The following is a 24,468-nucleotide window of genomic DNA, read 5'->3' on the forward strand; positions in this document are numbered from 1 at the left end:
CCCGTAACGAACCATCCGCAACCGGAGACACACCGTGTCAGACATCTCCGATTATATCGCCGCACATTTCAAGCGCTCCTCCCGCGAAATCGGCGAGGTGGAGCGGCGCATTCTGGAATTGTCGCACCAGAAAAAGCTGATCTCCACCGATACCAATGCCGAGTTCTCCGCTGGCGCGAGCCTCGGCGACAGGCTGGCCGACAATATCGCCAAGGTTGGCGGTTCCTGGGGATTCATCCTCAGCTTCTGTTTTTTCCTGGTGGTCTGGGCCATCGTCAACACCATCGTGCTGACCACCGGCGCCTTCGACCCCTATCCCTTCATCTTCCTCAATCTTCTGCTCTCCATGCTGGCGGCCATACAGGCGCCGATCATCATGATGTCGCAGAACCGGCAGACCGCCCGCGACCGTTTCGAGGCCGCCAAGGATTACGAGGTCAACCTGAAGGCCGAGCTTGAGGTTCTGTCGCTGCATGAAAAGATCGATGTGAAGGTGCTGGCCGAGCTTGCAGCGCTCAGGCAGGATCTCGCCGTCCTTCACCGCCACGTCACCCGGAAAGAAGACTGAAGCGGAAAATTTCATCCCCGCTTTTCCCCGCCGCGCCGCACGCTGTTATTCTGACACCAGTCCTGCCGGGTAGAAGCCAGACGTGGCGCAAACCGAGGGACGGTTCTGAACCACGTGAACGCTGGCACGTTCAACCAATTCAGAACCATTTCGCGGAAGGCGGTGCACCGCCTCTCACGAAATGCGGCATTCGGAAAGACCCGGCTGCGCAACGCATCCGATCCACACCTACCTCAACTATAGCGCAGCCGGGCAACCGCCCGACGCCCTCCATCCATCCCACGCCCGGCAGCGCCGCGCGTGGACGAAGTTGTGTCGCTTCATTCTCAAGCTTGGAGATGGCCGAAACCTTGCCGCAGATCGATCTCCCCCCTTGAGGGGGAGATGCCCGGCAGGGTAGAGGGGGGTGAACCCTCACGCACCCCACGGCCGCTGTGAACGGACAACTTCCTCAAAGTTCACACCTAGTTACGAATCCGTCAGATTATTACGCTACAGATTGACGCAGGCGTTTGTTGCATTGCACTCTTGCGGGCAAGATCAAGGGGGAATCACTTCCCCTCGTCAAAATGGCATCACGACCATTTCGCGGCAACGCCACGCCGGATGCACCATCCGGTCCTCATAATGCATTCTGTACCGGGGTTTTTCATGTACCAGTTCGATCTGATTGTTATCGGCAGCGGTCCGGCGGGAAGACGGGCCGCCATTCAGGCCGCCAAGCTCGAAAAGAGGGTTCTGGTCATAGAGAAAGGCAGCCGCGTCGGCGGCGTTTCCGTGCACACCGGCACCATTCCTTCCAAGACGTTGCGCGAAACCGCGCTCAATCTCACCGGCTGGCGCGAGCGCGGCTTTTATGGCCGCTCCTACCGCGTCAAACAGGAGATCGACGCGGATGACCTGCGCCGCCGCCTGCTGATCACACTCGATCACGAGGTCGAGGTGCTGGAGCACCAGTTCGCCCGCAACCGTGTGCAGCACATTCGCGGCACGGCAAGCTTCGTCGACGTCAACACGATGAAAGTTGTGAAGAGCGATGGCGAGATCATGAACGTCACCGGCGCTTCCATACTTCTCGCCATCGGCACGCGGCCCTACCGGCCGCCGCATATTCCCTTCGACGGCGAGGCGGTGCTCGATTCGGACGAGATCCTCGAAATCAAGCAACTGCCACGCTCCATGGTCGTCGTCGGCGCGGGCGTCATCGGCATCGAATATGCCACGATCTTCAGCGCACTCGACACGCAGGTAACGGTGGTGGAGCCGCGCGAGACCATGCTGGAATTCATCGACAAGGAAATCGTCGAGGATTTCACCTATCAGCTGCGCGACCGCAACATGAAGCTGATCTTCGGTCAGAAGGCGGAAAAGGTGGAGCGGGACGAAACCGGCAAGTGTCTCGTTTCGCTCAGCAACGGCCGCGTGCTGAAAGCCGAGACCGTGCTGTTCGCCGCCGGCCGCGTCGGCGCGACCGACACGCTCAATCTTTCGGCCTGTGGGCTCGAAGCCGACAGCCGGGGCCGGCTGAAAGTCGATCCCGAGACTTTCCAGACGACGGTGCCGAACATCTACGCCGCCGGCGATATCATCGGTTTCCCGAGCCTTGCCTCCACCTCGATGGAACAGGGCCGCATCGCCGCCCGCCATGCCGTCGGCGCACCGGCCGGCGAACCGCCGCAGTTCTTCCCCTATGGCATCTACGCCGTGCCGGAAATCTCCACCTGTGGCCTGACGGAAGAGGAAGTCATCGAACGCAGCATTCCCTATGAATGCGGCATCGCCCATTTCCGAGAAACCTCGCGCGGCCATATCATGGGTCTCGACAGCGGGCTGTTGAAAATGATCTTCTCACTGAAGACCCGCCGCCTGCTCGGCGTCCACATCGTCGGCGAAGGCGCCACCGAACTGGTGCATATCGGCCAGGCGGTGCTGAACCTCAAAGGCACGGTGGAATATTTCGTCGAGAACACCTTCAATTATCCGACGCTTGCGGAAGCCTACAAGATTGCCGGGCTGGATGCCTGGAACCGCATGGGCGAGTTGAAGAAGGATTGAGCGGCGTATTTCCAAGGGTACCCCAAGCTACCTTGGGGATGGCGAGCTGCAAAGCCAGCGCCATAACACCCAACCCCGTCATACCGGCCTCGAGCCGGTATCCAGCCAGCCCAAGTCCTTGGGCTGAAAAAAACCTTTCGCCACGCAGACGCGTGTCGGCTGGATGCCGGATCTAGTCCGGCATGACGGAAGAGAGGTTCTCGACACCATCTTCCGCATCTACCTGGAACGACTGGCATACATCAGGTGAATGCCTCACCAGCGAATACTATACCGCGCGCTCACGCCCGGCCGAAAATGATCGGCATAACCCTGATCGAGCGTTCCACGCACCGTCAGGTTATCGCCAAGCTTCTGCTCCACCGCTACGCCGCTGCTGAATTCGTTGAAGCTGTTGCGGCTCGCCCCCGTCAGCACAAAGGCGGTGCCGCTCTCGGAGCGGGAAAGGCGCAGCGATTGCGAAACGTCGAGACCGTTCCATTGCTGCGCCGTGCCGTCATAACGCACCGTGAAATTGCGGTTCGCCTCGATATCCAGTTCCGGCGTGACAATACGTTTCTGCTGCGAACTCATCGAAACGCTGCTCGAACCCGTCAGCGCATTGAAGAGGACGCCGACATCACGGGCAAGCGAAACGCCAGGCAACTGTTCCGCCAGCAGCGTGACGTTGCCCCACAGCCGAACCGGCGTATCCACCACCTGCCCTGTCCTCGAGGCATTCATGCCCATTTCCAGCCCCGCCCGGATCGGCGTATCGACCGGCAGCTTCGCGCCGATGCGCGCCGTGTAGGAACGATCGGAATTCTTGACCGGCTTCCAGATCAACCCGGCGTCATCGGCATGGGCGGTGGTGCCGAGCGCGGTGAACAGAGAAAACAGCAGGGCAAAGCCCGTTCGTGGTGACATATCTTGTCCCCTGGCAAATTAAGGGCGCACCGGGAGAACCCGGCAAGCACGGTAAAAGCTTAAGGCCAATGGTTTTTGGCAGCGATGATGGCCACGCAACGGCGGCCCATATTTCCTGCACGGCCGCACCCGGCAGCCGAGGAAAATCATGCTGCGCAGGGTGCCAGATGAACGGGAGATGAACAAGAGCAGATGCAGCAAAAAATCATGCTGCACTGCATTGTGATCGAAACGACGGGAAGCGCCACCCTGTTACTTGCCTGTGGCAGGGCCAACGCAGCGGGCCAGGATATCATCGACCACCACGTCCAAAGACCTTGATGAATCAATAACCGTTGCATTGACGGGGAGGTCTTCTTTCGTCGCATGGAGTTGCAAGACAAATTCACGTTCGGCCGGTTTTCCACCGAACTCGTCCTCGGGCCTCTCCATCAGCCGTCGTCGCAAGGTCGCAACGTCGATATCCAGAACGAAGACCTGATCGAAGTGGTCTATAAAACGCCAAAAGTTCCTCGAGCCGCCGCAGAAGAACGTGATTGCGTGACTTTGATCTGTCACAAGCTCCTGAACTTTTTCGACATCCCAAATATGACGCCGGTGCCGGAAGGCAATATCCCCATCGCCCTGAAACAGGGCGAGATCGATCGGCTCTCCGGTTTCAGGATCACCTTTGTAAGCCAATTCACGGTCGCCATGAATGACGTGATAGCCGCGCTGCTGAAGTTCTGTAGCAACCGAAGTCTTGCCGGTTCCGGAGACGCCCTCGATCAAATAGTTTCTGACGCCCATGACGCTCTCGTTCGATATTCCCCGGGTTCTTGGCCGCAGGTTTCGTGGCGATGCCTTCTGGCCTGACAGCCGCAGCTTCGAACGATATTGATAGAGAATGGCGCAACGATGTCGGAAGGTTCAAACCCTTGGTATAACGCGGACATCCCTGTTGCGGAACGCCACACGGCGCAAAACGAAAAAAAGCCGCAGCTTTCGCCACGGCCCTTCCATTCATTCAGCTTTCGCCAAGCAAGATTATTCGGCGTCGCCTTCGGCGGCCTTCTTCTTGGCCGGAGCCTTCTTCTTCGGTGCGGCTTCGTCGCCTTCAACGGCGTCGTCAGCCTTGGCAGCAGCCTTCTTCTTGGCCGGAGCCTTTTTCTTGGTTTCCGTCTCTTCTTCGCCGTCGTCAGCCAGAAGCTCTTCCTTGGAAACGGCCTTGTCCGTTACCGAGATTTCCGTGAGCAGCTTGTCGATGACCTTTTCTTCGAAGATCGGAGCACGCAGCGAAGCGGAAGCGCCGGGGGTGTTGCGGAAGAAATCGAGGATTTCCTTCTGCTGGCCGGGGAACTGCTGCAGCTGCTGGAACAGCGCGCGCTGCATTTCTTCTTCGGTCACTTCAACGCCGGCCTTTTCGCCGATTTCGGAGAGAACGAGGCCGAGACGAACGCGACGTTCGGCAAGCTTGCGATATTCTTCGCGGGCTTCTTCTTCCGTCGTGTCTTCGTCAGCGAAGGTCTTGCCGGACTGTGCAAGATCGGTGTTGATCTGGCGCCAGATGTTGTCGAACTCGGCGTCGACGAGGCCAGCCGGCGTGTCGAACTTGTACATTTCGTCGAGCTGGTCGAGGATCTGACGCTTGACCTTCTGGCGAGTGACGTTGCCGTACTGGCTTTCGATCTGGCCGCGAACGATTTCCTTCAGCTTTTCAGCCGATTCGAGACCGAGCTTGGTCGCCAGTTCGTCGTTGATTTCGACAGCAGCGGCAGCAGCGACTTCCTTGACGGTGACGTCGAAGGTAGCGTCCTTGCCTGCGAGGTTCGCAGCCGGGTAGTCGGCCGGGAAGGTCACGGTGATGGTCTTTTCGTCGCCGGCCTTGACGCCAACGAGCTGGTCTTCGAAGCCGGGGATGAAGCGGCCGGAACCGAGAACCAGTTCGGCATCTTCTGCGGTGCCGCCGTCGAAGGCAACGCCGTCAACCTTGCCGAGATAGTTCATGGTGACGCGGTCGCCATCGGCGGCCTTGCCCTTCTTGGCTTCGAAGGTACGGGCGCTTTCGGCGATCTTGAGGATCTGCTCGTTGATTTCGTCTTCGGAGACTTCAACGACTTCGCGGATAACCTTGATGCCGTCATTGGCCTTCAGTTCGATGGCCGGGATGATTTCATAGGCAACGGTGAATTCGAAGTCGGTTTCGGCCGAAAGGATCTTTTCAGCTTCCTGCTCGTCTTCGGTCATGGAGATTGCCGGCTGCGTGGCAGACTTCTCGCCGCGGCTGGAGAGGATTTCGGAAGGCTTTTCACGAACCAGCTCGTTGACGAGGTCGGCCATGATGGACTTGCCGTACATCTTCTTCAGATGGCCCATCGGCACCTTGCCGGGACGGAAACCATTGATGCGAACCTTGTCCTTGGCGTCAACCAGGCGCTCGTCCAGACGGGCCTTCATGTCGGCAGCCGGAATAACGACCTTGAGTTCGCGCTTCAGCCCATCAGCCAGCGTTTCGATAACCTGCATTTTCTCAAACCTTCACATCATGGCGGCGGTGCTCAGACAGCCGTTGGTTTACTTTCGAGCACTGCGCCGGAAACGTCGTTCCCCGGCCGTGGCTTCCATTATTTCTTCACACAAGCCCCTGCCGGACAAAATTGCGCCAGCGCCGGAGACAAGGGCGCAATGGGGATGATGAACCCCGAAGCTCCCCGCATCATTAAAGATGCACTCTGGCACAAGCGTGGCACAGCCATGCTTTACTTGTGGTGCGGGTAGAGAGACTCGAACTCCCACGCCGAAGCGTTGGTACCTAAAACCAATGCGTCTACCAATTCCGCCATACCCGCACGTTGGGCGGCGGTATGTCACAATGTTCTGGAAGGGTCAAGCACGCCTTATCGCCGCCTTTCGTTTCATCAGGACTTTTATTGCCGCCCGTTCCGGCGCCGAAAGGCGGCAAGCCCGCTTTTGCCGAATCGCGCTTGCGCAAAAGGAAGTGGCGCGGCCGCAAAACCCTTGCGAACAAGGATCGGGGAACTGCAAGTCCTGCCCCTGCCCTGCACGCCCGGCCCTGCATGTTTCGACGGTAAAAGCGCGCATATTTATGCGGCTACATGACATTATATATAGGACATCCCGCCTATCGTTTTGCGAGAACGGTGTGTCTCCGACCGAATCCCGGAACCGGACGGCCTTTTGCGCCCTCACTCTACCTTTCCCTCCCCGCCCTTCGCATTCAGCCAGACCGCACGGCTTGGCAGTTGCGGATGCTGGAGACTTCACCAAAAGCACACAAATTGGTCACAAATTATGCAGTAACCGCCGCAATTGAGGTCATTTACCGGTTTGCATTGCGCTCCATGCATAGGTGGCATCTTGCTTTGTCTGTTTTTGTTTTGATTAAACCGATTATATTCATGGTTATACAGAGATCGAGTTCAGCCCCGGACCTAATCCTCCCAAGACGGCCGGGAATGCTGGACAGCACGAAGAGGAAAATGACAATGAACATTACACGCTCGCTGACCAACTGGCGCAAGTATCGTCAGACCGTAACCGAACTGGGCCGCATGACCGACCGCGAACTGAGCGACCTCGGCATTGGCCGTCAGGACATCCGCCGCGTCGCACGTACCGCCGTCGGCATCTAATACGCTCCGCCGCTTAAGTGCGGCGGATGTGAGACGACCTTCCCAAAAGGCCTGAGGCTTCCCGCCTCCGGCCTTTTTTTCGTTTTGGACACCTCTCAAAATCAAGCCGCTCCGCCGCATCAACATGCGCCCGTGACAAACAGATGAAAAATGCATCGATCAGCCGGTTGCCGCTGAGACGCCAGGCGAGCCGGAAGGCCCTTTAAGCACCGTTCAGGGCAGGAAAAGCCGGTTCGACGCAGCCAAAACCTGCAAAACCCTGCAAAACCGCCCGAAAGACAGGCATTTCCGCTCATATTTTGCCCATACGGTAACCAAAGCCGCAAAATTAGCCGACATAGTGCACAAACGCATGGCAGTAGCCTAAATTCTGCACTGCACAACATGACTCAATGTCTATATATAAAACCTCAACAGCCGAGAGCACAGAAACACTGAGCCGGCCGACGAAATCAAAGAAAGATTGAGGAAACGATCATGAACCCTATTCGCATCGCAAAGAACTGGATCTCCTACCGCCGCACGATCAACGAACTTGGCAGCCTCTCCAACCAGGCCCTGAGCGACATCGGCCTGACCCGTTACGACATCCGTAACGTAGCTTCCCGTTCGTTCCGCTAAGGCGTAAACGATCGTCCCGCTGCCCGACCTCCAGGGCGCGACGATTGAGCGACAGGTAAAAGAAAGCGGCGCCTCTGGCGCCGTTTTTGATTCTGGCGGTATCCGCGGGGAATCGGTCTTCCGTTGCCGCTTATACCGGCATTCGCGATCATTTGGTTTGACGAAACCGATGCACCTCCCAAAAGCACGCTAGGGCCAATTGCATCTGGCTCGACATTGCCACTTGTTTCTTCTCCCCGCCCGGGGAGAAGGTGGCCCGAAGGGTCGGATGAGGGGGCAACCTCTCAGCATATCTCTGGCGTCGCCCCCTCATCCCGCTGCCGCGACCTTCTCCCGGCGGGGAGAAGAAATATGCGGCGAGCGCTCTGTCCACAGGCGCCCTTGCAACTATCCCCATCGGCCACCCACCCGCAAAAACATTTGGCTGTCATCGCCATGCATGGTAGTGCATCGCCCTGAAAAACGCGTCCTTCGGGACCCGCGCGGAACAATCACTCGAAAGACAGCCGCCGGACGGGAGCCTTTGGCATCCTGCGCGGCTCATGGACGCCAGTATGCAAGACAAGACCTATTCTCCCATTCACGTCGTGGGCGGCGGACTGGCCGGTTCGGAAGCCGCCTGGCAGATTGCGCAGAGCGGCGTTCCCGTCATCCTGCATGAGATGCGCGGCGTGCGCGGCACGGATGCGCATAAGGGCGACACGCTGGCGGAACTGGTCTGTTCCAACTCCTTCCGCTCCGACGATGCGACTGCGAATGCGGTGGGCGTCATCCATGCCGAAATGCGGCTCGCGGGATCGCTGATCATGGCTTGCGCTGACAGGCATCAGGTGCCGGCCGGCGGTGCACTCGCCGTTGATCGCGACGGGTTTTCGCAGGCCGTGACGGACATGCTCGAAAATCACCCGCTGGTAACGATCCTGCGCGAAGAAGTCACCGGCCTGCCGCCGAAGGAATGGGGCAGCAGCATCATCGCCACCGGCCCGCTCACCTCGCCGGATCTGGCGGCGGCGGTTCAGGCACAGACGGGCGAGGATGCGCTGGCCTTTTTCGACGCCATCGCTCCCATCCTGCATCGCGACAGCATCAACATGGATATCTGCTGGTACCAGTCGCGTTACGACAAGGTCGGCCCCGGCGGCACGGGCAAGGATTACATCAACTGCCCGATGGACGAGGAACAATATAACGCCTTCATCGACGCGCTGATCGCCGGCGACACGGTGGGTTTCAAGGAATGGGAAGGCACGCCCTATTTCGACGGCTGCCTGCCGATCGAGATCATGGCCGAGCGCGGCCGCCAGACGCTGCGCCACGGCCCGATGAAACCGATGGGTCTGACCAACGCCCATAACCCCACCGTCAAGGCCTATGCCGTGGTCCAGCTGCGGCAGGACAATGCGCTCGGCACGCTCTACAACATGGTCGGTTTCCAGACCAAGCTGAAATATGGCGCGCAGGCGGATGTATTCCGCATGATACCAGGTCTCGAAAATGCGGAATTCGCAAGGCTCGGCGGCCTGCACCGCAACACCTATATCGATTCCCCCATCCTGCTCGATCCGTCGCTGAAGCTGAAATCGCGACCGGACCTGCGTTTCGCCGGACAGATCACCGGCTGCGAGGGCTATGTGGAAAGCGCATCCGTCGGACTTCTGGCCGGCCGCTTCGCCGCCGCCGAACACAAGGGCGAAACCCCGAGCCTGCCGCCCGCCACCACCGCGCTCGGCTCGCTTCTGAACCACATCACCGGCGGGCACCTCTCCTCCAACGATGAGCCGGGTAAACGCTCGTTCCAGCCGATGAACATCAATTTCGGCCTGTTCCCGGAACTGGAACCGGGCTCCATCGTCAAGCCGGAAGGCGTGAAACGTTTTCGCGGCAAGGACAAGACGATCATGAAACGCCAGCTTGTCGCGGCACGGGCGTTGAAGGATTGTGCGGCATGGCTGGGTATCGAGGCTGCAACGGCGTCCTGATCCCCGCCGATGACCACCATATCGCGACCATCGGTTACATCACATTCCACTTGTCGAAATCGGATTTTCCAGTCTGATAGGGATAGTGTCTGGAAAAGAAAGGGTTGACGGCGGTTACGTGTTCAAAGCTGATAGCGGTGCCAGACAGGATTGAAAACAGCGGCTGGTAGCTGTAACGCCCGGAAATCACGATAACCGCCTCTTTGGGTCCAAATTTTCCGTCAGTTACCGCTTTTTCCCATTTAACCTCTTCGGCCGAACCGAAGAAGTTGTGGGGCTTAAATTGCTCCACGGGCGTGTTACCCACCAGTTCTACGCTTCTCAACGTCAGGTTCAGCTTGTCCGTCTGAAGAATGCCGTTTCCGGACATGACAGCGAAAGTGGTAACGCCGGTTCTGACCCGTTTCTCGAATTCGGGAAATCTTGCCGACCATCGAGCAGCATTGTCAACGACACTCACGAAACGATCATAGCTGAGCCAACCACGTCCAACTTCGAGCACGACTGCCAGAATGAGGATGAGGAGCGGCGCCAGAAGTGCCATCTCCACGGCTGCGGCGCCCGACCGGCAGTACAACAAACGATGGACACGGGATGAGCGTCTTAAATCGGTCATTCCGTCACCCGTACTGCTGTGATCGCCAGAGAAACATTTTGAAGCTGACGAACGCCTCCCGTCGTTGGCACAAGAAGATGTGTCGTTGGCATAAAGAAATCCCAAGTGTATCCGACTGCCAGTATATATTGCCCTGCGGAGCCATCCGGCGTTTGAAAACGGTTCTCTATCGGAAAAGAAATCGGTGCCGCGGTAATATCCTCATCGGGTATCGGGGCAAGTGTGATCTTCAGAGTTTCAACATCGGTCGCCATAATGAACTTGTCGGCGACTGCATGACGAAGTGCGTCTGCAGTCACCTGTTCGCGCTGCATCGCTGCCTTTCGGAGATATTCTATGCCTGCACTCGTCGCCGTCGAAAGGTAGAGATGGTAGAGAAGCAGCAGCCCGATTTCCAAGATTCCGAAGATGAGCATCAGGAAAACCGGCAACAGCAGCGCGACCTCAACTGCCGTCGCGGCCTGTCTGTCGCCGAGAAGACGCCGATAAAGCCCTCGCTTTTGCAAATCAGAACCAGCTTGGGGCGCTCTATGAGTATCCGGCTGGATGCTAGCGACGCTCATCACCATACCTTCCGATATATTTCAACTCGAAGCCGGTGATGATACCGCCGAAACTGTCACTCAATCCTGATGCTTCAATCGTCAGCCGGTAGGTGGAATAGGTGTCGACTGTGAATTTCTTCTGGTAATATCGCCACCTGATCGTCTGATCGACGGCATCGGGCATTCCTGACCCTTGCCTCATGTCGAATATCTGTTTCACCTCACCCAATTTCGGGCGCAGCTGTTGCAATTTGATGTCGATACCATTCGTCTTTTCCGCGCTGATGGTTTTTTTCGGATCATCAGGATCTGGAAAGTTGCTCTTGCGACCGTTGTACCAGACAGATATTTCATAATGGCCGGGGTGAAGTTCCACTGTTCTAAAGATGGAGCTGTTGGCATCTTTTCTTCCCGCGCCCCAGTGACTGTCTAGTTCGATCACATAGCGTGTGGGCAATGAAGCCAAGTTGCCGGCAGTTTCCTCGACAAGAGTTTTACCGGTCGTCGCGGTCTTACCGCTGCCATTGATTTTGCATGCTTTGTCATTTGCGGTTTCTTCTCCCTTCTTAGGTTCCTGCCCGAACCCATCCGGATAGCCTTCCCAGTCGTGGTTCTTGCGGCAGCAAGGGCTGCTCCAGTCCTGTAATTCGATACCTGGTCCCGTCCCGCCATGCCAACGCAGCTCCGTGTAAGGGTAGACACCCCAGCATCCACTGGGTGTTTCCGGCTTAATCCCGTTTTTGAGAACGCGCTCCACGCCGAGCGTATTGTTTTCGAAATTATTATCGACGAGCACTTCGCCGTCATACGGATAGGGTGGGATACCCTCGCAGGTATAATTCAGACGATACTTGATCTCATCGAGATTAAACATCTTCGCAAAAACAAGACTATAACTGAATTCGGCGCTGACATCCGTTCGTATCCAATCGATGATGACACCACGATTGATGACCTTCTGTTTCGTGGACTGGATCATCGAATCAAAGGTCGAAAGTACACTTTCACGGCGATCCTCGTCAGCAGGAGTATCGGTGCGCGTCGGCTTGGTCGATCGCTCGCAGGCCAGTGCCATGACCCGCTTCGACTGGCTGTAATAGGCCAAAGCCCTGCCGCCTTCGAAAAGCAGGCCGATCAACAGAATGAAAACCGGCAATAGCAACGCGGTCATGATTGCGAACGTCGCCGTCCGGTCGTTCAACAACGCACCTAAGGAGGCCTTCAGTCCGTTCAGTTTTTTCTCAATACCCAACATATGCAAACGCCGCTTCATGAAACTGGTTATCCCGCCTCGGAAAAACGCCCGGCCCCTCCACAGACGGACAGACTCAAACACCACGGCCCAACGAAGTGTTCGGGCCATAGAAAAACAAACTCAGCAAGGGCTGATGGGCCGCGATCATGGCGGTGCGCGACAAATGGATCGGACCATTTGCAAGTATCAGATGAAAAATACTATCATAATCTGCCGCAAACCGGCGTCGACTGCGAGTTATATTTCATTCGAAATTCTATAGTGCGAAATAGACACGAAATGTGTAAATTAAAGATCACCTTTATTCAAAAAAATATATGCAAAATCATATACTTAATTCATGTATTAATAATTTATAATAACCGAAGTAAATCATATGAAAACAGGAGGAAGCATCGCCCTGACGACAGGCCTGTGGCTATGGGCAAATCCCTTGACCGCATGACGGGCATTGCCGTCTTTTGAATACAACGAGACGGATTTGTACCTTGCCCCTGCCGCCAAGCTCGGGCAAAAAGCCCTATCCAATCACGAGACAAATGCTAGGAGATCAAAAATGGACGTTCGCGCCGCAGTTGCCGTACAGGCCGGAAAACCGCTTGAGGTCATGACCGTCCAGCTGGAAGGCCCTCGCTTCGGCGAAGTGCTGATCGAGGTCAAGGCTACCGGCATCTGCCACACCGACGATTTCACGCTGTCGGGTGCCGATCCGGAAGGTCTGTTTCCGGCCATTCTCGGCCATGAGGGCGCCGGTATCGTCGTTGATGTCGGCCCCGGCGTCACCTCGGTCAAGAAGGGCGATCACGTCATTCCGCTCTACACGCCGGAATGCCGCGAGTGTTATTCCTGCACGTCGCGCAAGACCAATCTCTGCACCTCCATCCGCGCCACCCAGGGCCAGGGCGTGATGCCTGACGGCACCAGCCGCTTCTCGATCGGCAAGGACAAGATCCACCACTATATGGGCTGCTCGACCTTCTCGAACTTCACCGTCCTGCCGGAGATCGCCCTTGCCAAGATCAATCCCGACGCGCCTTTCGACAAGGTCTGCTACATCGGCTGCGGCGTGACGACCGGTATCGGCGCGGTCATCAACACCGCCAAGGTCGAGATCGGGGCAACCGCGATCGTCTTCGGTCTCGGCGGCATCGGCCTCAACGTCCTGCAGGGCCTGCGTCTTGCCGGCGCCGACATGATCATCGGCGTCGACATCAACAATGACCGCAAGGAATGGGGCGAGAAGTTCGGCATGACCCACTTCGTCAATCCGAAGGAAGTCGGCGACGACATCGTGCCCTATCTCGTCAACATGACGAAGCGCAATGGCGACCTGATCGGCGGCGCGGACTATACGTTCGACTGCACCGGCAATACCAGGGTCATGCGTCAGGCGCTGGAATCCTCGCATCGCGGCTGGGGCAAATCGGTCATCATCGGCGTTGCGGGCGCCGGTCAGGAAATCTCCACGCGTCCGTTCCAGCTGGTCACCGGCCGCAACTGGATGGGCACGGCCTTCGGCGGCGCGCGCGGCCGCACCGACGTGCCGAAGATCGTCGACTGGTACATGGAGGGCAAGATCCAGATCGATCCGATGATCACCCACACCATGCCGCTCGAAGACATCAACAAGGGCTTCGAGCTGATGCACAAGGGCGAGAGCATTCGCGGCGTCGTGGTCTATTGATCGACTAACACCGGCAGGCGCGCACCTCGCGTCTGCCATTCCTGCGAATTGACCGACTTTTCCGCCTACAGCCCTGCCGATTAACGGGACGGTAAATCTATCGTCGTATGCCAATATTGCGCGGTGGAGTTGAAAAATCCCTCCCCGTCCAAAACGACGCCAGACAGCGGGAGCGACCTCTGAAAACCGTACCGATCGACAACGGAAACCGCGTCGCCGCCGTTGCGCTTTTGACGAAGGGTTTCCCGGAAAAAAGCGAGGCTTTCTGGTCTCGCGGGCTGGCGCTTATCAGCACGCATCATGAGCGGCGAAACCTCGGCGAAATCGGGCAATTGCTGATGAAGGGCGACGATGCCGTCGGCGTTCTTCTGACGATCCGAAGCCGCCTGCCCGACCCCGACAGGATCGTCGTCAACCTGTCGAGCTGGTATGTCGAGCCGTCCAGCCGGTGGTTCGCACCGCGCATGCTGCAAATGGCCTCATCCTCGCCGGACGAAATCTTCACCGACTTCACCCCGTCTCCGGAAGCCTGCAAGCTGAATGAAAGGCTGGGGTTTTCGACGGTGACGGATTATACGCTCTTTTATCCCCTGCTACCAAAGGCGATCGGCCCGGCAAGGGCGCGGCTCCGCCCGCTTGCCGACGTTCCGCCCGGCGCGTTGCCCACGGCAATGCGCGATATGCTGGAAGATCATGCGCTTTTCGGCTGCATGGTGGCGGTGCTGGAGGCGGATGGACGTCATCATCCGCTGGTATTCTTAAAAACGGTGACCAAAAGGCTACCCTCCGCCCGCCTCATCTATTGCGAAGACAGGCACCTCGCACAAAGGCACATATCCGCCATTGCCCGCCATCTTCTTCGCAAGGGCCGGTTCGCCATGACCATGGCGGCCCCTGACGAGGAGCGAGACGCCGGTGGATTTGCCGTGCTGAAATCTGCGCCGATACAAGTAAAGGGCGCATGGAACCCACGGTTCATTAACGAAACATACTCAGAATCGGTGTTATTGCCACCCAGGGTATTGGGACGCTCTTGAAAAGACCGCGTTGAACCTTGCCTGCATAGAAGAAAATGCGCTTCGGCAAATATATCCCGACAGCGCGAACGAGCGGAGAAGAAGCATGGTTTCAGCGAAACTTAGGGAAGCGGATGTCTCAGAGACTATCTATTCCTACCTCTCGCAACGTTTTCCGGCTCACGCCCCCTTTGCGGCCGATACGCAATTGCTCGAAGGAGGCGTGATCGATTCGCTCGGCTTTCTCGAACTGATGATCTTTCTCGGCGAAGGCTTCGGCATCATTCTCAATGACGAACATTTCACCCCGGAAAATCTCGGCACGCCAGCCGATCTGATTGCCTTCGTCGCGCAGGAACGGCGCAGATGACACCCCATGTCCTGCTGCACCACCTGCTCATCACGCGGGCGGAAAGCGGCGATGAGGCGCTTGTCTACAAAGAAAAATCACTAAGCTATCGCGAATTTTCCGAAGCGGCGTCGCGTTGTGCTGCGGCATTGCGGGAAGCCGGAACGGAACGCGGCGACCGCGTCGTCATCTTCCTGCCGCGCGGTATCGAGGAGTGCTGGGCGATCTTCGGCGTGAGTATGGCGGCCTGCGTCTTCGTGCCGGTCAACGCGCTTCTGAAGGCGCAGCAGATCCGTCATATCGTCAGGGATTGCGGCACGAAAATCATCATCAGCAATATGGCGATGAAGGATGAGCTGAACGCGGCGCTGGAAGACATGCCCGACGTCAAAGTGCTACTGGCGGAAGATATCGACAGCCGCCCGAGTGCACTCGCCAAAGCCTCGGCCGCGATCGGCGAGGACCTTGCGGCGATCCTCTATACGTCCGGCTCCACCGGCTCGCCCAAGGGCGTCATGCTGTCGCACCGCAATCTTCTGGCCGGCGCGCGCATCGTGCGCACCTATCTGGAAATCACCGGCAAAGACCGCATTCTCTCCATCCTGCCCTTCAGTTTCGATTACGGCCTGAACCAGCTGCTGACGGCGGTGGAACAGGGCGCCACGACGATCATCTCCACCTTCCGGCTGGGCGATGACATCGTCCGCGATCTGCGCGACCATGCCATCACCGGGCTTGCCGGGGTGCCGACCGTCTGGGCGATCCTGACGCGAGCAGCCCCATTGCTCGCGAAGACGCCGCTGCCGCAGCTGCGCTATATCACCAATTCCGGCGGGCGCGTGCCGCAGGAAACCGTCCGGGCGCTGCGTGAAAAGCTGCCGGACACGAAAATCTTCCTGATGTATGGCCTGACAGAAGCCTTCCGCTCCACCTTTCTGCCGCCGGAAGAAATCGACAGCCGCCCGACCTCCATCGGCAAGGCCATTCCGGAATGCGAAATTTTCATTGTCACCGCTGAGGGACAGAGGGCGAAACCGGGCGAGCCTGGCATTCTCGTCCATCGCGGCCCGACTGTTTCGCTGGGCTACTGGAACCGGCCTGAGGACACTGCCAAAGTCCTGCGCCCTCACCCCTTCATCCCCGCTGCACGCGGCGGCGAGACGGTGTGTTATTCCGGCGATCTGGCGGTGGAGGACGAGGACGGCTTTTTCAGCTTCGTCGCCCGCAACGATGCGATGATCAAATCATCCGGCTATCGCATCAGCCCGACGGAGGTGGAGGAAAGCCTGATGTCGACTGGCCTTTTCCAGCAGGTCGCCGTCATCGGCCTGCCCGACCCGTTTGCGGGCGAAAAGGTGCATGCGGTGGCAACCGCCGCCAACGAGAATATCGATGTTTCGGCAGCGCTCAAGAAAGCCGCCGAAATGCTCGCCCCCTTCATGATCCCGCGCGCCATAGAACTGGTCGACCGCCTTCCGGTCACGGCCAATGGCAAGGTGGACTACCGCGCGCTGGTGCGCGAACGGACGGACGATGGCGCCCACGGATAAACCCCAAAACCACGGCCCGGCCCTTGCCGCCGCGCAATTCGCAGTCAACGAAAACGATCTTGTCATCGGCGGCCTTGCGGTGCGCGATATCGTGGCCGAGACCGGAACGCCGTGTTTCCTTTATGACGCCAGCGCCATGCGCCGCGCCTGTCGCGATCTTAAAAACGCTCTCGGCGGCTTTGCCGACATCTATTATTCGGTAAAGGCCAATCCCCTGCCCGCCATCATCTCGCTTTTCCGGCAAGAAGGCACCGGTGCGGAAATCGCTTCCGTCGGCGAATATCGCGCCGCCATCAAGGCAGGTGTGCTGCCGGAAAAGATCATCTTCGCAGGCCCCGGCAAACGCAGGGCCGAGTTACTGGAAGTGATCGAGGGCGGCATCGGCGAAATCCATATCGAAAGCGCCGAGGAAATCGCCCGCATCGAGGAGATCGGCAAGCCGGTCAAGGCCTCGATCCGCATCAATCCAGTACCGGATGCTCAAGCCGGCGCCATGCGCATGGGCGGCAAGGCCACGGCCTTCGGTTTTGACGAGGAAGAACTGGAAAATATCCTGCCGCTCTTCCAGGCCGCCCGGCATATCGATCTCGTCGGCGTTCATATTTACGGCGGCACGCAGATCCTCGACGCCGACATGCTTGTCTCGCAATGGAGACACGCCATTTCCCTTGCGGCGCGCATGGCGGAGATGCTGGGCAAACCGCTCGAAACCATCGATCTCGGTGGCGGTCTCGGTATTCCCTATTTCACCGGGGAAACACCTCTCGATCTCGCGGCGGTCAGCGCCGCCATTCCAGACCTCAGGGCGCTGATGCAGGCGCATCCGCTGATTGCCGATGCCCATGTCATCGTCGAACCCGGACGCTTCCTGGCGGGGCCTGCGGGCATCTATGTGGCCGAAGTCAATTCGGTGAAGACCTCGCGCGGCACCACCTTCGTGGTGACGGATGGCGGCATGCACCACCATCTGGCGGCATCCGGCAATCTTGGCCAGATCGTCAAGCGCAATTACCCCATCGTCGCACCGGCCATGATGCAGGCAGCCTATGACGAGACCGCAACCATCGTCGGTCCGCTCTGCACCCCGCTCGACACGCTGGCCCGCAACGCGGTCCTGCCGAAGCTGAAGGCCGGAGATCTCATCGCTTTCCTGCAATCGGGAGCCTATGGCGCAACCGCCAGCCCAGCGGGTTTTCTCAGCCATCCGGCGGCGAAGGAAGTGCTGGTTGAGAATGGTGCGTTTGAGGTGATCGGACGTTGAGGACGTGAGGTAGCGAAAACCTGACGCGGTTTTCCTACGGGCACACATGTGACTGCTGACATCGGAGCTTCCTCCAAACCTCATTCCTGTACTCGTCCCAGGAATGAGGGAGAGAGCAGCGCCAGTCACCCCCGCAACAACCTGTCCCCGACCGCGAATTTCGATTTCAGCAGACACTCATCATATTCCGCCTCGGCATCGGAATCGAACACGATACCGCCGCCGACGTTGAAGACGGCGCGGCCTTCGTCGAACAGGGTAAGCGTGCGGATCGCCACCGAGAACCGCATATCACCACTGGGAGACATAAAGCCGATTGCGCCGCAATAGGCGTCGCGCGGCGTCTGTTCCAGTTCGCACAGGATTTTCATCGCCCACATTTTCGGTGCACCGGTGACAGAGCCACAGGGAAACAGCGCCGCGAAAATATCCTCCACCGTCACGTCGGGCAAAAGCTTCGCCCGCACATGGCTGACCATCTGGTGCACGGTCGGATAGGTCTCGATATCGAACAGTCGCGGCACATCGAGACTGCCGACCTCGGTGATGCGGGAAATGTCGTTGCGCAAGAGATCGACGATCATGCGGTTTTCGGCCAGCGTCTTTTCATCCTCAAGCATCGCCGCGATGATCGCCCGGTCCTCTTCCGCATTCGCTCCACGCGGCGTCGTTCCCTTCATCGGATGGGTTTCGATGAAGCCCTGACCATCGACCGCGAAAAACAACTCCGGTGAGCGCGACAGGATGACCGGGCCGCCAAGATCGATCAGCGCGCCATATTTTACCGGCTGGCGTTCGACCAGCGACCAGAAGGCCGTGAGCGGATCACCGTTCCAACCCGCATGAACGGGCATGGTCAGGTTGCCCTGATAACAGTCGCCCCGGCGAAGATGCTCGTGCAGCCGCTCGAAACGCTGGCGATATTCCGCAAACGTCCATGCGGGCGTGGGGTCGGAAAGAAACGCATCCGCATCCGGCAGGTTTTGGGGACGCGCAAACCGTCCCTCATCCGGCTGCGGACCGGAGAAGACGCCGAAACGCAGAAACGGCACATTGCGGGGTTGCGAAGCCGATGGCGCAAGTTTCGGCTCGAACAGGAAACCCGCTTCGTAGGACATATAGCCGGCAAGATATTTCCCGGCACGGCGCAGCTGCTCCATGCGCTTCAGCGCCGCGAAAAACGCCTCCGGCTCATCCGCGACGATGATCTCTTCCGGCTCGGTGAAGGCTGTCACCGTGCCAGTCGTGTCATCCCGGAAAAGAACGTAAGGCGCATGTGCCAAGGAAAAAATCCGTAGGAGGTAAATCAGGGAACTTCAGGGCGTCGGAAAGAAACTTCTCCATCGTCATTCTCGGGCTTGTCTCGAGGATCTACCGCCCGTTGACTTTAGCTACCTCGGCAGATCCTCGGCACAAGGCCGAGGATGACGTCGAGTGTGGAAGAAGCGTTCACCGTTCTCACTAAACCGGGTCTATATCGCCCCGCGCCCACATTTCGATGGTTTCCGCATAAAAATCGGCGAAACGGCCTTCCTCGATCGACTTGCGGATACCCTGCATCAGCTCCTGGTAATAGGCAAGATTGTGCCAGGAGAGCAGCATGCCGCCCAGCGCCTCGTTGGAGCGCGTGAGATGATGCAGATAGGCGCGGGAATAATCGCGCGAGGCCGGGCAGTTGGATTGCTCGTCCAGCGGGCGCATATCCTCGGCGTGGCGGGCGTTGCGGATATTGACCCGGCCCCGGCGGGTGAAGGCAAGTCCGTGGCGGCCGGAGCGGGTCGGCATCACGCAGTCGAACATGTCGATGCCGCGCGCCACCGATTTCAGGATATCGTCAGGCGTGCCGACGCCCATCAGGTAACGCGGTTTTTCGGTGGGCAGCACCGGCAGCGTGATGTCGAGCATGCCGAGCATCACTTCCTGCGGCTCGCCGACGGCAAGACCGCCGACCGCATAACCCTTGAGATCGAGCTGCTTCAGCCCTTCGGCCGAACGGATGCGCAGATCCGGCTGGTCGCCGCCCTGCACGATGCCGAACATGGCCTTGCCGGACTGCTCGCCGAAGGCGACACGGCAGCGTTCCGCCCAGCGCAGCGACATTTCCATGGCGCGCTCGATTTCCTTGCGCTCGGCCGGCAGCGCGATGCATTCGTCGAGCTGCATCTGGATGTCCGAATCGAGCATGCCCTGAATTTCGATCGAGCGTTCCGGCGACATGTGGTGCAGCGAACCGTCCACATGGCTCTTGAAGGTCACGCCCTTCTCGTCCAGCTTGCGCAGGCCCGAAAGCGACATGACCTGGAAGCCGCCGCTGTCGGTGAGGATCGGGTGCGGCCAGCGGATCAGCTCATGCAGGCCGCCAAGCCTTGCCACGCGCTCCGGGCCGGGCCGCAGCATCAGGTGATAGGTATTGCCGAGAATGATATCGGCTCCCAGCTCACGCACCTGATCGAGATACATGGCCTTGACGGTGCCGACGGTGCCAACCGGCATGAAGGCGGGCGTGCGGATGACGCCACGCGGCATGGCGACCTCGCCGAGGCGCGCGCCGCCGCTCGTGGCTTTCAGGGTGAAGGTGAATTTCTCGTGCATCAGTTCTTCCGGAACAACAGGCTGGAATCGCCATAGGAATAAAAACGGTATCCGGTTTCGATGGCATGCGCATAAGCGTCACGCATCGTCTCGAGACCGCAAAAAGCCGAAACCAGCATGAACAGCGTCGATTTCGGCAGGTGGAAATTGGTCATCAGAATATCGACCGCCCTGAAGTGGTATCCGGGCGTGATGAAGATGCCCGTGGCGCCCGACCATGGGTGAATGACGCCATTCTCGTCGGTGGCGCTTTCGATCAGCCGCAGCGACGTGGTGCCGACTGAGACGATACGCCCGCCGCGCGCTTTCACGGCATTGAGACTTGCCGCAGTTTCTTCCGAAACATGGCCGATCTCGAAATGCATCTTGTGGTCGTCGGTATCGTCGGACTTCACCGGAAGGAAGGTGCCTGCCCCGACGTGAAGTGTTACGAAATGCCGCTCTATCCCGGCATTGTCCAGCGCCTCAAACAGATCAGGCGTGAAATGCAGCCCGGCGGTGGGTGCGGCGACTGCGCCTTTTTCGCGGGCGTAAATGGTCTGGTAGTCGGTCTGGTCCTGTGCGTCTTCCGGCCGTTTGGCGGCGATATAGGGCGGCAGGGGAATATGGCCGACGGAGGCGATCGCTTCGTCCAGCACCGGGCCGGAAACGTCGAACAGCAGCGTGATTTCGCCCTCATCGCCCTTTTCCTCGACGGTGGCTTCGAGATGGGCAAGGCCGCAGGCATTGTCGCGCTCGTAACCGAAACGGATGCGGTCGCCCGCTTTAATGCGCTTACCGGGCCGCGCGAAAGCCTTCCAGCGCGATTGGTCGGCGCGCATGTGCAGCGTCGCGGAAACCGCCGTCTCCGGCGCGCCTTCGCGCAGCCGCACTCCTTCAAGCTGGGCGGGAATAACGCGGGTGTCGTTGAACACCAGCGCATCGCCGGGCTTCAGAAAGGAGGTCAGGTCGAAGACACGATGGTCTTCCATGCGGTTGGCATCCGGATCGACCACCAGCAGGCGCGCGCTATCGCGCGGGTTCGCCGGGCGAAGGGCGATATTCTCCTCGGGCAGATCGAAATCGAACAGGTCTACACGCATTGCAACGGCTCTCGAAAATATCAAAACCCGCCCTGCATGGCATGGGGCGGGTGAAGGCTGATGACAAGGCTTCCATACACTCGACGTCATCCTCGGGCCTGTCCCGAGGATCTAACGATCCACAACATCAAATGTGGTTAGATCCTCGGGACAAGCCCGAGGATGACGGCGGAGAGGTTCGACACCTTCTCAATATTCAGACCGCTCCGCAGTCGCCTGCGGAGCGGTCTGATGCATTATCCCTCAGGCTGCCGAAGCAAGCTTGATGGAAACGATCGAATCGGGGTCCTTCACAGGCTCGCCGCGCTTGACCTTGTCGATGGCTTCCATGCCTTCGATGACCTGGCCCCACACGGTGTACTGCTTGTTCAGCCAGGGCGAATCGGTGAAGCAGATGAAGAACTGCGAATTGGCAGAGTTCGGGCTCTGCGAACGGGCCATCGAGCAGGTGCCGCGCACATGCGAGATCGCGGAGAATTCAGCCTTGAGGTCCGGCTTGTCGGAGCCGCCCATGCCGGCGCGGGCCGGGTTGAAGCTTTCCGAGCCCTTCTTGCCAAACTTCACGTCGCCGGTCTGGGCCATGAAGTCTTCGATGACGCGGTGGAAAACGACGCCGTCATAAGCGCCTTCCGACACGAGTTCCTTGATGCGGGCAACGTGGCTAGGGGCAACTTCCGGAAGCAGCTGGATGACGACCTTGCCGGTCGTCGTTTCCATGATGATCGTGTTTTCCGGATCCTTGATCTCGGCCATGATTATTCTCCTCTGTTCGGGCTCTATTGCCCTACCTTACTTTTTGCCGACAGTGACCTTGATCATCCGGTCGGGGTTGGAAACTTCGCCGTTACCGCCGGCGCCGCGCTTGATCTTGTCCACGGCTTCCATGCCGGACACGACCTTGCCGACCACGGTATATTGGCCGTTCAGGAACGGACCGTCGGCAAACATGATGAAGAACTGCGAATTGGCGGAATTCGGATCCTGCGAGCGGGCCATGCCGACCACGCCGCGCGTGAACGGTGTCTTGGAGAATTCGGCCGGAATATCGGCCAGGTCCGAGCCGCCGGTGCCGGCGCGCTGGGCGTTGAAACCCTTCTCCATGTTGCCATATTGCACGTCGCCGGTCTGCGCCATGAAACCGTCGATGACGCGGTGGAACGCCACGTTGTCATAAGCGCCCTTTTTCGCCAGCGCCTCGATCTGCGCCACATGCTTGGGCGCGACCTCAGGCATCAGCTCGATGACGACAGGGCCGTCCTTCAGCTGAACGGTTAGAAGTTCGGCGGCCGAAGCAAAGGTGCTGGCGGCAAGCGCGCCCGCAAACAGGGCGCCGGCAAAGGCAAATCGAACGAGTTTCATCGGATTGGCTCCAGAATGTAGGGCTGAAGTCAGCGCTTCAGCTTGGCGTTGAGGGCTTCAAGCACGGCTTTGGGAACGAAGGCGTCCACATTGCCGCCCATGGCGGCGATCTGCCGGACCAATGTGGCTGTAATGGGTCGCGACGACGTTCCGGCGGGCAGGAACACGGTCTGGATATCAGGCGCCATCTGGCGGTTCATGCCGGCCATCTGCATTTCATAATCGAGATCGGTGCCGTCGCGCAGGCCGCGCAACAGAAGATGCGCGCCGTGCTGGCGCGCGGCATCGACGACCAGATTGTCGAAAGAAACGACCTCCATACGCGCCACCTCACCCGGCAGGGTCTCGGAAAGGGCCTGGCTTATGAGCGCCGCCCGCTCCTCGAAGCTGAACAGCGGTGCTTTTCCGGGATGGATGCCAACGGCGACGATGACTTTCGAAGCCACGTTCAGCGCCTGGATGAGCACATCCAGATGTCCGTTGGTCATCGGATCGAAGGATCCTGGATAAAAGGCAATCGTCATATCGCTCTCAGGTGGTGGGCGTTATGTGCCGCCTTTTGTCATGGAGACGGGCGCGGCGCAAGACTTTTGCAACCCAAGCCTCCACCCGAGGCGGCCTGAACCCCGGATGAATGCGCCGTTCAGTGCGGTTTCAGGGCTCATTTGTATAAATACACACCATAAGGAAACCGAAACGCCCCTCACCCGTTAAGCATCCGGAGAAATGAAAATGCTGGCCTTTATGATCGTCCTTTCGATCACCGCATCATTCGCAGCCGAGTATCTTTTCCTCGAATGAGGCCCACCGCCAGTTTCCTGAACGCCAGATGAACAGGCCATTCAAGGAAGTTTCACAGGCGCGATGCTAATCGATTTTTAAGATTGACGCGGAACATGGTTGGACGTGGCGCGTTAACGACAAACCAAAGGAACAGACAGATGTTTGTAAGAGAAAAACAGTCTACTTCGGCGAAAATCAGCGTCATCAGCACAGCCTGGACAGTACTGGTCATCGCAATGGTAGCAACGACGTTTAGCCTTTATGAACAAAAGCCTGACGCACAGGGACCGGACTACCAACAGATGACTTCCCGTTCCCAGTACATGAATTATTATTGATAAAAGCGAGGAGTTCCTCGCAACACACGGAGACGATCTCATGTTCACATTTCTGACGCTGCTTCTTGCCCTGATCAGCATTATGTTCGTGACATCGATGATCACCGCCGTCGCCGAGATGCGGCGGGAAGACGAGGAGTTCAAGGCCGTGGTCCGGCGCGATCGTGCTTTCTGACCGCCCCCTCTGACCGCAGGAAACCGGCTTACACACCGTTCGAAATATGATTCTTTGCAACCGCCTGGCCGCTCCGGGCGGTTTTATTTTGCCGCCTTACAG

Annotated in this window: 23 protein-coding genes and 1 tRNA gene; 11 read left to right on the forward strand and 13 right to left on the reverse strand. The window is 58.6% G+C overall.

The features are described from left to right. Positions 1-34 precede the first annotated feature (34 nt). Both QSK43_RS03615 and sthA read left to right on the forward strand, forming a co-directional pair. Entirely contained in the window at positions 35-568 is a 534-nt protein-coding gene (locus QSK43_RS03615; protein WP_332302347.1) for a DUF1003 domain-containing protein, read from the forward strand. Positions 569-1,219: 651 nt separating this feature from the next. Continuing rightward, entirely contained in the window at positions 1,220-2,623 is a 1,404-nt protein-coding gene (gene sthA, locus QSK43_RS03620; protein WP_045022442.1) for a Si-specific NAD(P)(+) transhydrogenase, read from the forward strand. 255 nt (positions 2,624-2,878) lie between these two features. Here the strand turns inward: sthA and QSK43_RS03625 are convergent, their stop codons facing one another. The 4 genes from QSK43_RS03625 to QSK43_RS03640 all read right to left on the reverse strand — a co-directional run bounded on the left by QSK43_RS03625 (position 2,879) and on the right by QSK43_RS03640 (position 6,357). After that, positions 2,879-3,529 carry a hypothetical protein gene (locus QSK43_RS03625; protein WP_332302348.1) on the reverse strand — a complete coding sequence of 217 codons (651 nt, stop codon included), beginning with the start codon at positions 3,527-3,529 and terminating at the stop codon, positions 2,879-2,881. A gap of 252 nt (positions 3,530-3,781) precedes the next feature. Then, positions 3,782-4,318: an AAA family ATPase gene (locus QSK43_RS03630; protein WP_332302349.1), complete on the reverse strand. Its 537-nt coding sequence runs from the start codon at positions 4,316-4,318 to the stop codon at positions 3,782-3,784. 237 nt (positions 4,319-4,555) lie between these two features. Next, complete coding sequence (gene tig / locus QSK43_RS03635) at positions 4,556-6,034, reverse strand: trigger factor (RefSeq protein WP_332302350.1); 1,479 nt, start codon at positions 6,032-6,034, stop codon at positions 4,556-4,558. Between the two features lie 240 nt (positions 6,035-6,274). Further along, positions 6,275-6,357 (reverse strand) — tRNA-Leu (locus QSK43_RS03640). A 657-nt stretch (positions 6,358-7,014) separates the two neighbouring features. On the opposite strand from QSK43_RS03640, the gene QSK43_RS03645 reads away from it, so the two are divergent. From QSK43_RS03645 to trmFO, 3 genes are all read left to right on the forward strand, one after another. Further along, a complete protein-coding gene (locus QSK43_RS03645; protein ID WP_013636249.1) occupies positions 7,015-7,161 on the forward strand; it encodes a DUF1127 domain-containing protein in 147 nt (48 codons plus the stop codon). Positions 7,162-7,638: 477 nt separating this feature from the next. Next, positions 7,639-7,782 carry a DUF1127 domain-containing protein gene (locus tag QSK43_RS03650; protein WP_003515516.1) on the forward strand — a complete coding sequence of 48 codons (144 nt, stop codon included), beginning with the start codon at positions 7,639-7,641 and terminating at the stop codon, positions 7,780-7,782. Between the two features lie 542 nt (positions 7,783-8,324). Further along, positions 8,325-9,761: a methylenetetrahydrofolate--tRNA-(uracil(54)-C(5))-methyltransferase (FADH(2)-oxidizing) TrmFO gene (gene trmFO, locus QSK43_RS03655; RefSeq protein WP_332302351.1), complete on the forward strand. Its 1,437-nt coding sequence runs from the start codon at positions 8,325-8,327 to the stop codon at positions 9,759-9,761. A gap of 34 nt (positions 9,762-9,795) precedes the next feature. Here trmFO and QSK43_RS03660 read toward each other — a convergent pair whose 3' ends face one another. Genes QSK43_RS03660 through QSK43_RS03670 form a run of 3 tightly spaced genes read right to left on the reverse strand, consistent with a single transcriptional unit; the run spans position 9,796 to position 12,195 of the window. Continuing rightward, positions 9,796-10,377, reverse strand: a complete 582-nt coding sequence (locus QSK43_RS03660; protein WP_332302352.1) for a TadE/TadG family type IV pilus assembly protein — start codon at positions 10,375-10,377, stop codon at positions 9,796-9,798. Next, complete coding sequence (locus QSK43_RS03665; RefSeq protein WP_332302353.1) at positions 10,374-10,940, reverse strand: TadE/TadG family type IV pilus assembly protein; 567 nt, start codon at positions 10,938-10,940, stop codon at positions 10,374-10,376. The genes QSK43_RS03660 and QSK43_RS03665 overlap by 4 nt, the downstream gene beginning before the upstream one ends. Beyond that, positions 10,927-12,195 carry a TadE/TadG family type IV pilus assembly protein gene (locus tag QSK43_RS03670; protein WP_332302354.1) on the reverse strand — a complete coding sequence of 423 codons (1,269 nt, stop codon included), beginning with the start codon at positions 12,193-12,195 and terminating at the stop codon, positions 10,927-10,929. The genes QSK43_RS03665 and QSK43_RS03670 overlap by 14 nt, the downstream gene beginning before the upstream one ends. Positions 12,196-12,733: 538 nt before the next feature. Here QSK43_RS03670 and QSK43_RS03675 point away from each other — a divergent pair. The 5 genes from QSK43_RS03675 to QSK43_RS03695 all read left to right on the forward strand — a co-directional run bounded on the left by QSK43_RS03675 (position 12,734) and on the right by QSK43_RS03695 (position 18,037). Continuing rightward, a complete protein-coding gene (locus tag QSK43_RS03675; RefSeq protein ID WP_332302355.1) occupies positions 12,734-13,861 on the forward strand; it encodes an S-(hydroxymethyl)glutathione dehydrogenase/class III alcohol dehydrogenase in 1,128 nt (375 codons plus the stop codon). Positions 13,862-14,139: 278 nt separating this feature from the next. Continuing rightward, positions 14,140-14,898, forward strand: a complete 759-nt coding sequence (locus QSK43_RS03680) for a hypothetical protein (RefSeq protein WP_332302625.1) — start codon at positions 14,140-14,142, stop codon at positions 14,896-14,898. Positions 14,899-14,983: 85 nt separating this feature from the next. Then, entirely contained in the window at positions 14,984-15,247 is a 264-nt protein-coding gene (locus QSK43_RS03685) for an acyl carrier protein (RefSeq protein WP_332302356.1), read from the forward strand. Further along, positions 15,244-16,776 (forward strand): AMP-binding protein, encoded by a 1,533-nt coding sequence (locus QSK43_RS03690; protein ID WP_332302357.1) that lies wholly within the window; start codon positions 15,244-15,246, stop codon positions 16,774-16,776. The genes QSK43_RS03685 and QSK43_RS03690 overlap by 4 nt, the downstream gene beginning before the upstream one ends. After that, a complete protein-coding gene (locus tag QSK43_RS03695; RefSeq protein WP_332302358.1) occupies positions 16,760-18,037 on the forward strand; it encodes a type III PLP-dependent enzyme in 1,278 nt (425 codons plus the stop codon). Before QSK43_RS03690 ends, QSK43_RS03695 begins: the two co-directional genes overlap by 17 nt. A 125-nt stretch (positions 18,038-18,162) precedes the next feature. On the opposite strand, the gene QSK43_RS03700 is transcribed toward QSK43_RS03695, so the two are convergent. The 6 genes from QSK43_RS03700 to coaD form a co-directional block, all read right to left on the reverse strand. Beyond that, complete coding sequence (locus QSK43_RS03700) at positions 18,163-19,320, reverse strand: aminodeoxychorismate synthase component I (RefSeq protein ID WP_332302359.1); 1,158 nt, start codon at positions 19,318-19,320, stop codon at positions 18,163-18,165. 178 nt (positions 19,321-19,498) lie between these two features. Then, positions 19,499-20,629, reverse strand: coding sequence for a tRNA guanosine(34) transglycosylase Tgt (gene tgt / locus QSK43_RS03705; protein WP_045022460.1), 1,131 nt, complete (start codon positions 20,627-20,629; stop codon positions 19,499-19,501). Continuing rightward, positions 20,629-21,711 (reverse strand): tRNA preQ1(34) S-adenosylmethionine ribosyltransferase-isomerase QueA, encoded by a 1,083-nt coding sequence (gene queA / locus QSK43_RS03710; RefSeq protein ID WP_332302360.1) that lies wholly within the window; start codon positions 21,709-21,711, stop codon positions 20,629-20,631. The genes tgt and queA overlap by 1 nt, the downstream gene beginning before the upstream one ends. A 243-nt stretch (positions 21,712-21,954) precedes the next feature. After that, positions 21,955-22,464, reverse strand: a complete 510-nt coding sequence (locus QSK43_RS03715) for a peptidylprolyl isomerase (RefSeq protein WP_045022469.1) — start codon at positions 22,462-22,464, stop codon at positions 21,955-21,957. Positions 22,465-22,500: 36 nt separating this feature from the next. Next, positions 22,501-23,070 (reverse strand): peptidylprolyl isomerase, encoded by a 570-nt coding sequence (locus QSK43_RS03720; protein WP_045022471.1) that lies wholly within the window; start codon positions 23,068-23,070, stop codon positions 22,501-22,503. Positions 23,071-23,099: 29 nt separating this feature from the next. Further along, entirely contained in the window at positions 23,100-23,594 is a 495-nt protein-coding gene (gene coaD, locus QSK43_RS03725) for a pantetheine-phosphate adenylyltransferase (RefSeq protein ID WP_332302361.1), read from the reverse strand. A gap of 637 nt (positions 23,595-24,231) precedes the next feature. On the opposite strand from coaD, the gene QSK43_RS03730 reads away from it, so the two are divergent. Then, complete coding sequence (locus QSK43_RS03730) at positions 24,232-24,366, forward strand: hypothetical protein (RefSeq protein WP_267884624.1); 135 nt, start codon at positions 24,232-24,234, stop codon at positions 24,364-24,366. Positions 24,367-24,468: the final 102 nt, after the last annotated feature.

It is taken from the genome of Rhizobium sp. GR12 (assembly GCF_036596185.1).
Taxonomy (GTDB): domain Bacteria; phylum Pseudomonadota; class Alphaproteobacteria; order Rhizobiales; family Rhizobiaceae; genus Agrobacterium; species Agrobacterium nepotum.

What these genes read in the sequence shown, in the direction of transcription:
- sthA (WP_045022442.1), top strand. Translation starts at nt 1,220, where the DNA reads ATGTACCAGTTCGATCTGATTGTTATCGGCAGCGGTCCGGCGGGAAGA.
- QSK43_RS03625 (WP_332302348.1), bottom strand. Translation starts at nt 3,529, where the DNA reads ATGTCACCACGAACGGGCTTTGCCCTGCTGTTTTCTCTGTTCACCGCG.
- QSK43_RS03630 (WP_332302349.1), bottom strand. Translation starts at nt 4,318, where the DNA reads ATGGGCGTCAGAAACTATTTGATCGAGGGCGTCTCCGGAACCGGCAAG.
- tig (WP_332302350.1), bottom strand. Translation starts at nt 6,034, where the DNA reads ATGCAGGTTATCGAAACGCTGGCTGATGGGCTGAAGCGCGAACTCAAG.
- QSK43_RS03645 (WP_013636249.1), top strand. Translation starts at nt 7,015, where the DNA reads ATGAACATTACACGCTCGCTGACCAACTGGCGCAAGTATCGTCAGACC.
- QSK43_RS03650 (WP_003515516.1), top strand. Translation starts at nt 7,639, where the DNA reads ATGAACCCTATTCGCATCGCAAAGAACTGGATCTCCTACCGCCGCACG.
- trmFO (WP_332302351.1), top strand. Translation starts at nt 8,325, where the DNA reads ATGGACGCCAGTATGCAAGACAAGACCTATTCTCCCATTCACGTCGTG.
- QSK43_RS03660 (WP_332302352.1), bottom strand. Translation starts at nt 10,377, where the DNA reads ATGACCGATTTAAGACGCTCATCCCGTGTCCATCGTTTGTTGTACTGC.
- QSK43_RS03665 (WP_332302353.1), bottom strand. Translation starts at nt 10,940, where the DNA reads ATGAGCGTCGCTAGCATCCAGCCGGATACTCATAGAGCGCCCCAAGCT.
- QSK43_RS03670 (WP_332302354.1), bottom strand. Translation starts at nt 12,195, where the DNA reads ATGAAGCGGCGTTTGCATATGTTGGGTATTGAGAAAAAACTGAACGGA.
- QSK43_RS03675 (WP_332302355.1), top strand. Translation starts at nt 12,734, where the DNA reads ATGGACGTTCGCGCCGCAGTTGCCGTACAGGCCGGAAAACCGCTTGAG.
- QSK43_RS03685 (WP_332302356.1), top strand. Translation starts at nt 14,984, where the DNA reads ATGGTTTCAGCGAAACTTAGGGAAGCGGATGTCTCAGAGACTATCTAT.
- QSK43_RS03690 (WP_332302357.1), top strand. Translation starts at nt 15,244, where the DNA reads ATGACACCCCATGTCCTGCTGCACCACCTGCTCATCACGCGGGCGGAA.
- QSK43_RS03695 (WP_332302358.1), top strand. Translation starts at nt 16,760, where the DNA reads ATGGCGCCCACGGATAAACCCCAAAACCACGGCCCGGCCCTTGCCGCC.
- tgt (WP_045022460.1), bottom strand. Translation starts at nt 20,629, where the DNA reads ATGCACGAGAAATTCACCTTCACCCTGAAAGCCACGAGCGGCGGCGCG.
- queA (WP_332302360.1), bottom strand. Translation starts at nt 21,711, where the DNA reads ATGCGTGTAGACCTGTTCGATTTCGATCTGCCCGAGGAGAATATCGCC.
- QSK43_RS03715 (WP_045022469.1), bottom strand. Translation starts at nt 22,464, where the DNA reads ATGGCCGAGATCAAGGATCCGGAAAACACGATCATCATGGAAACGACG.
- QSK43_RS03720 (WP_045022471.1), bottom strand. Translation starts at nt 23,070, where the DNA reads ATGAAACTCGTTCGATTTGCCTTTGCCGGCGCCCTGTTTGCGGGCGCG.
- coaD (WP_332302361.1), bottom strand. Translation starts at nt 23,594, where the DNA reads ATGACGATTGCCTTTTATCCAGGATCCTTCGATCCGATGACCAACGGA.
- QSK43_RS03730 (WP_267884624.1), top strand. Translation starts at nt 24,232, where the DNA reads ATGTTCACATTTCTGACGCTGCTTCTTGCCCTGATCAGCATTATGTTC.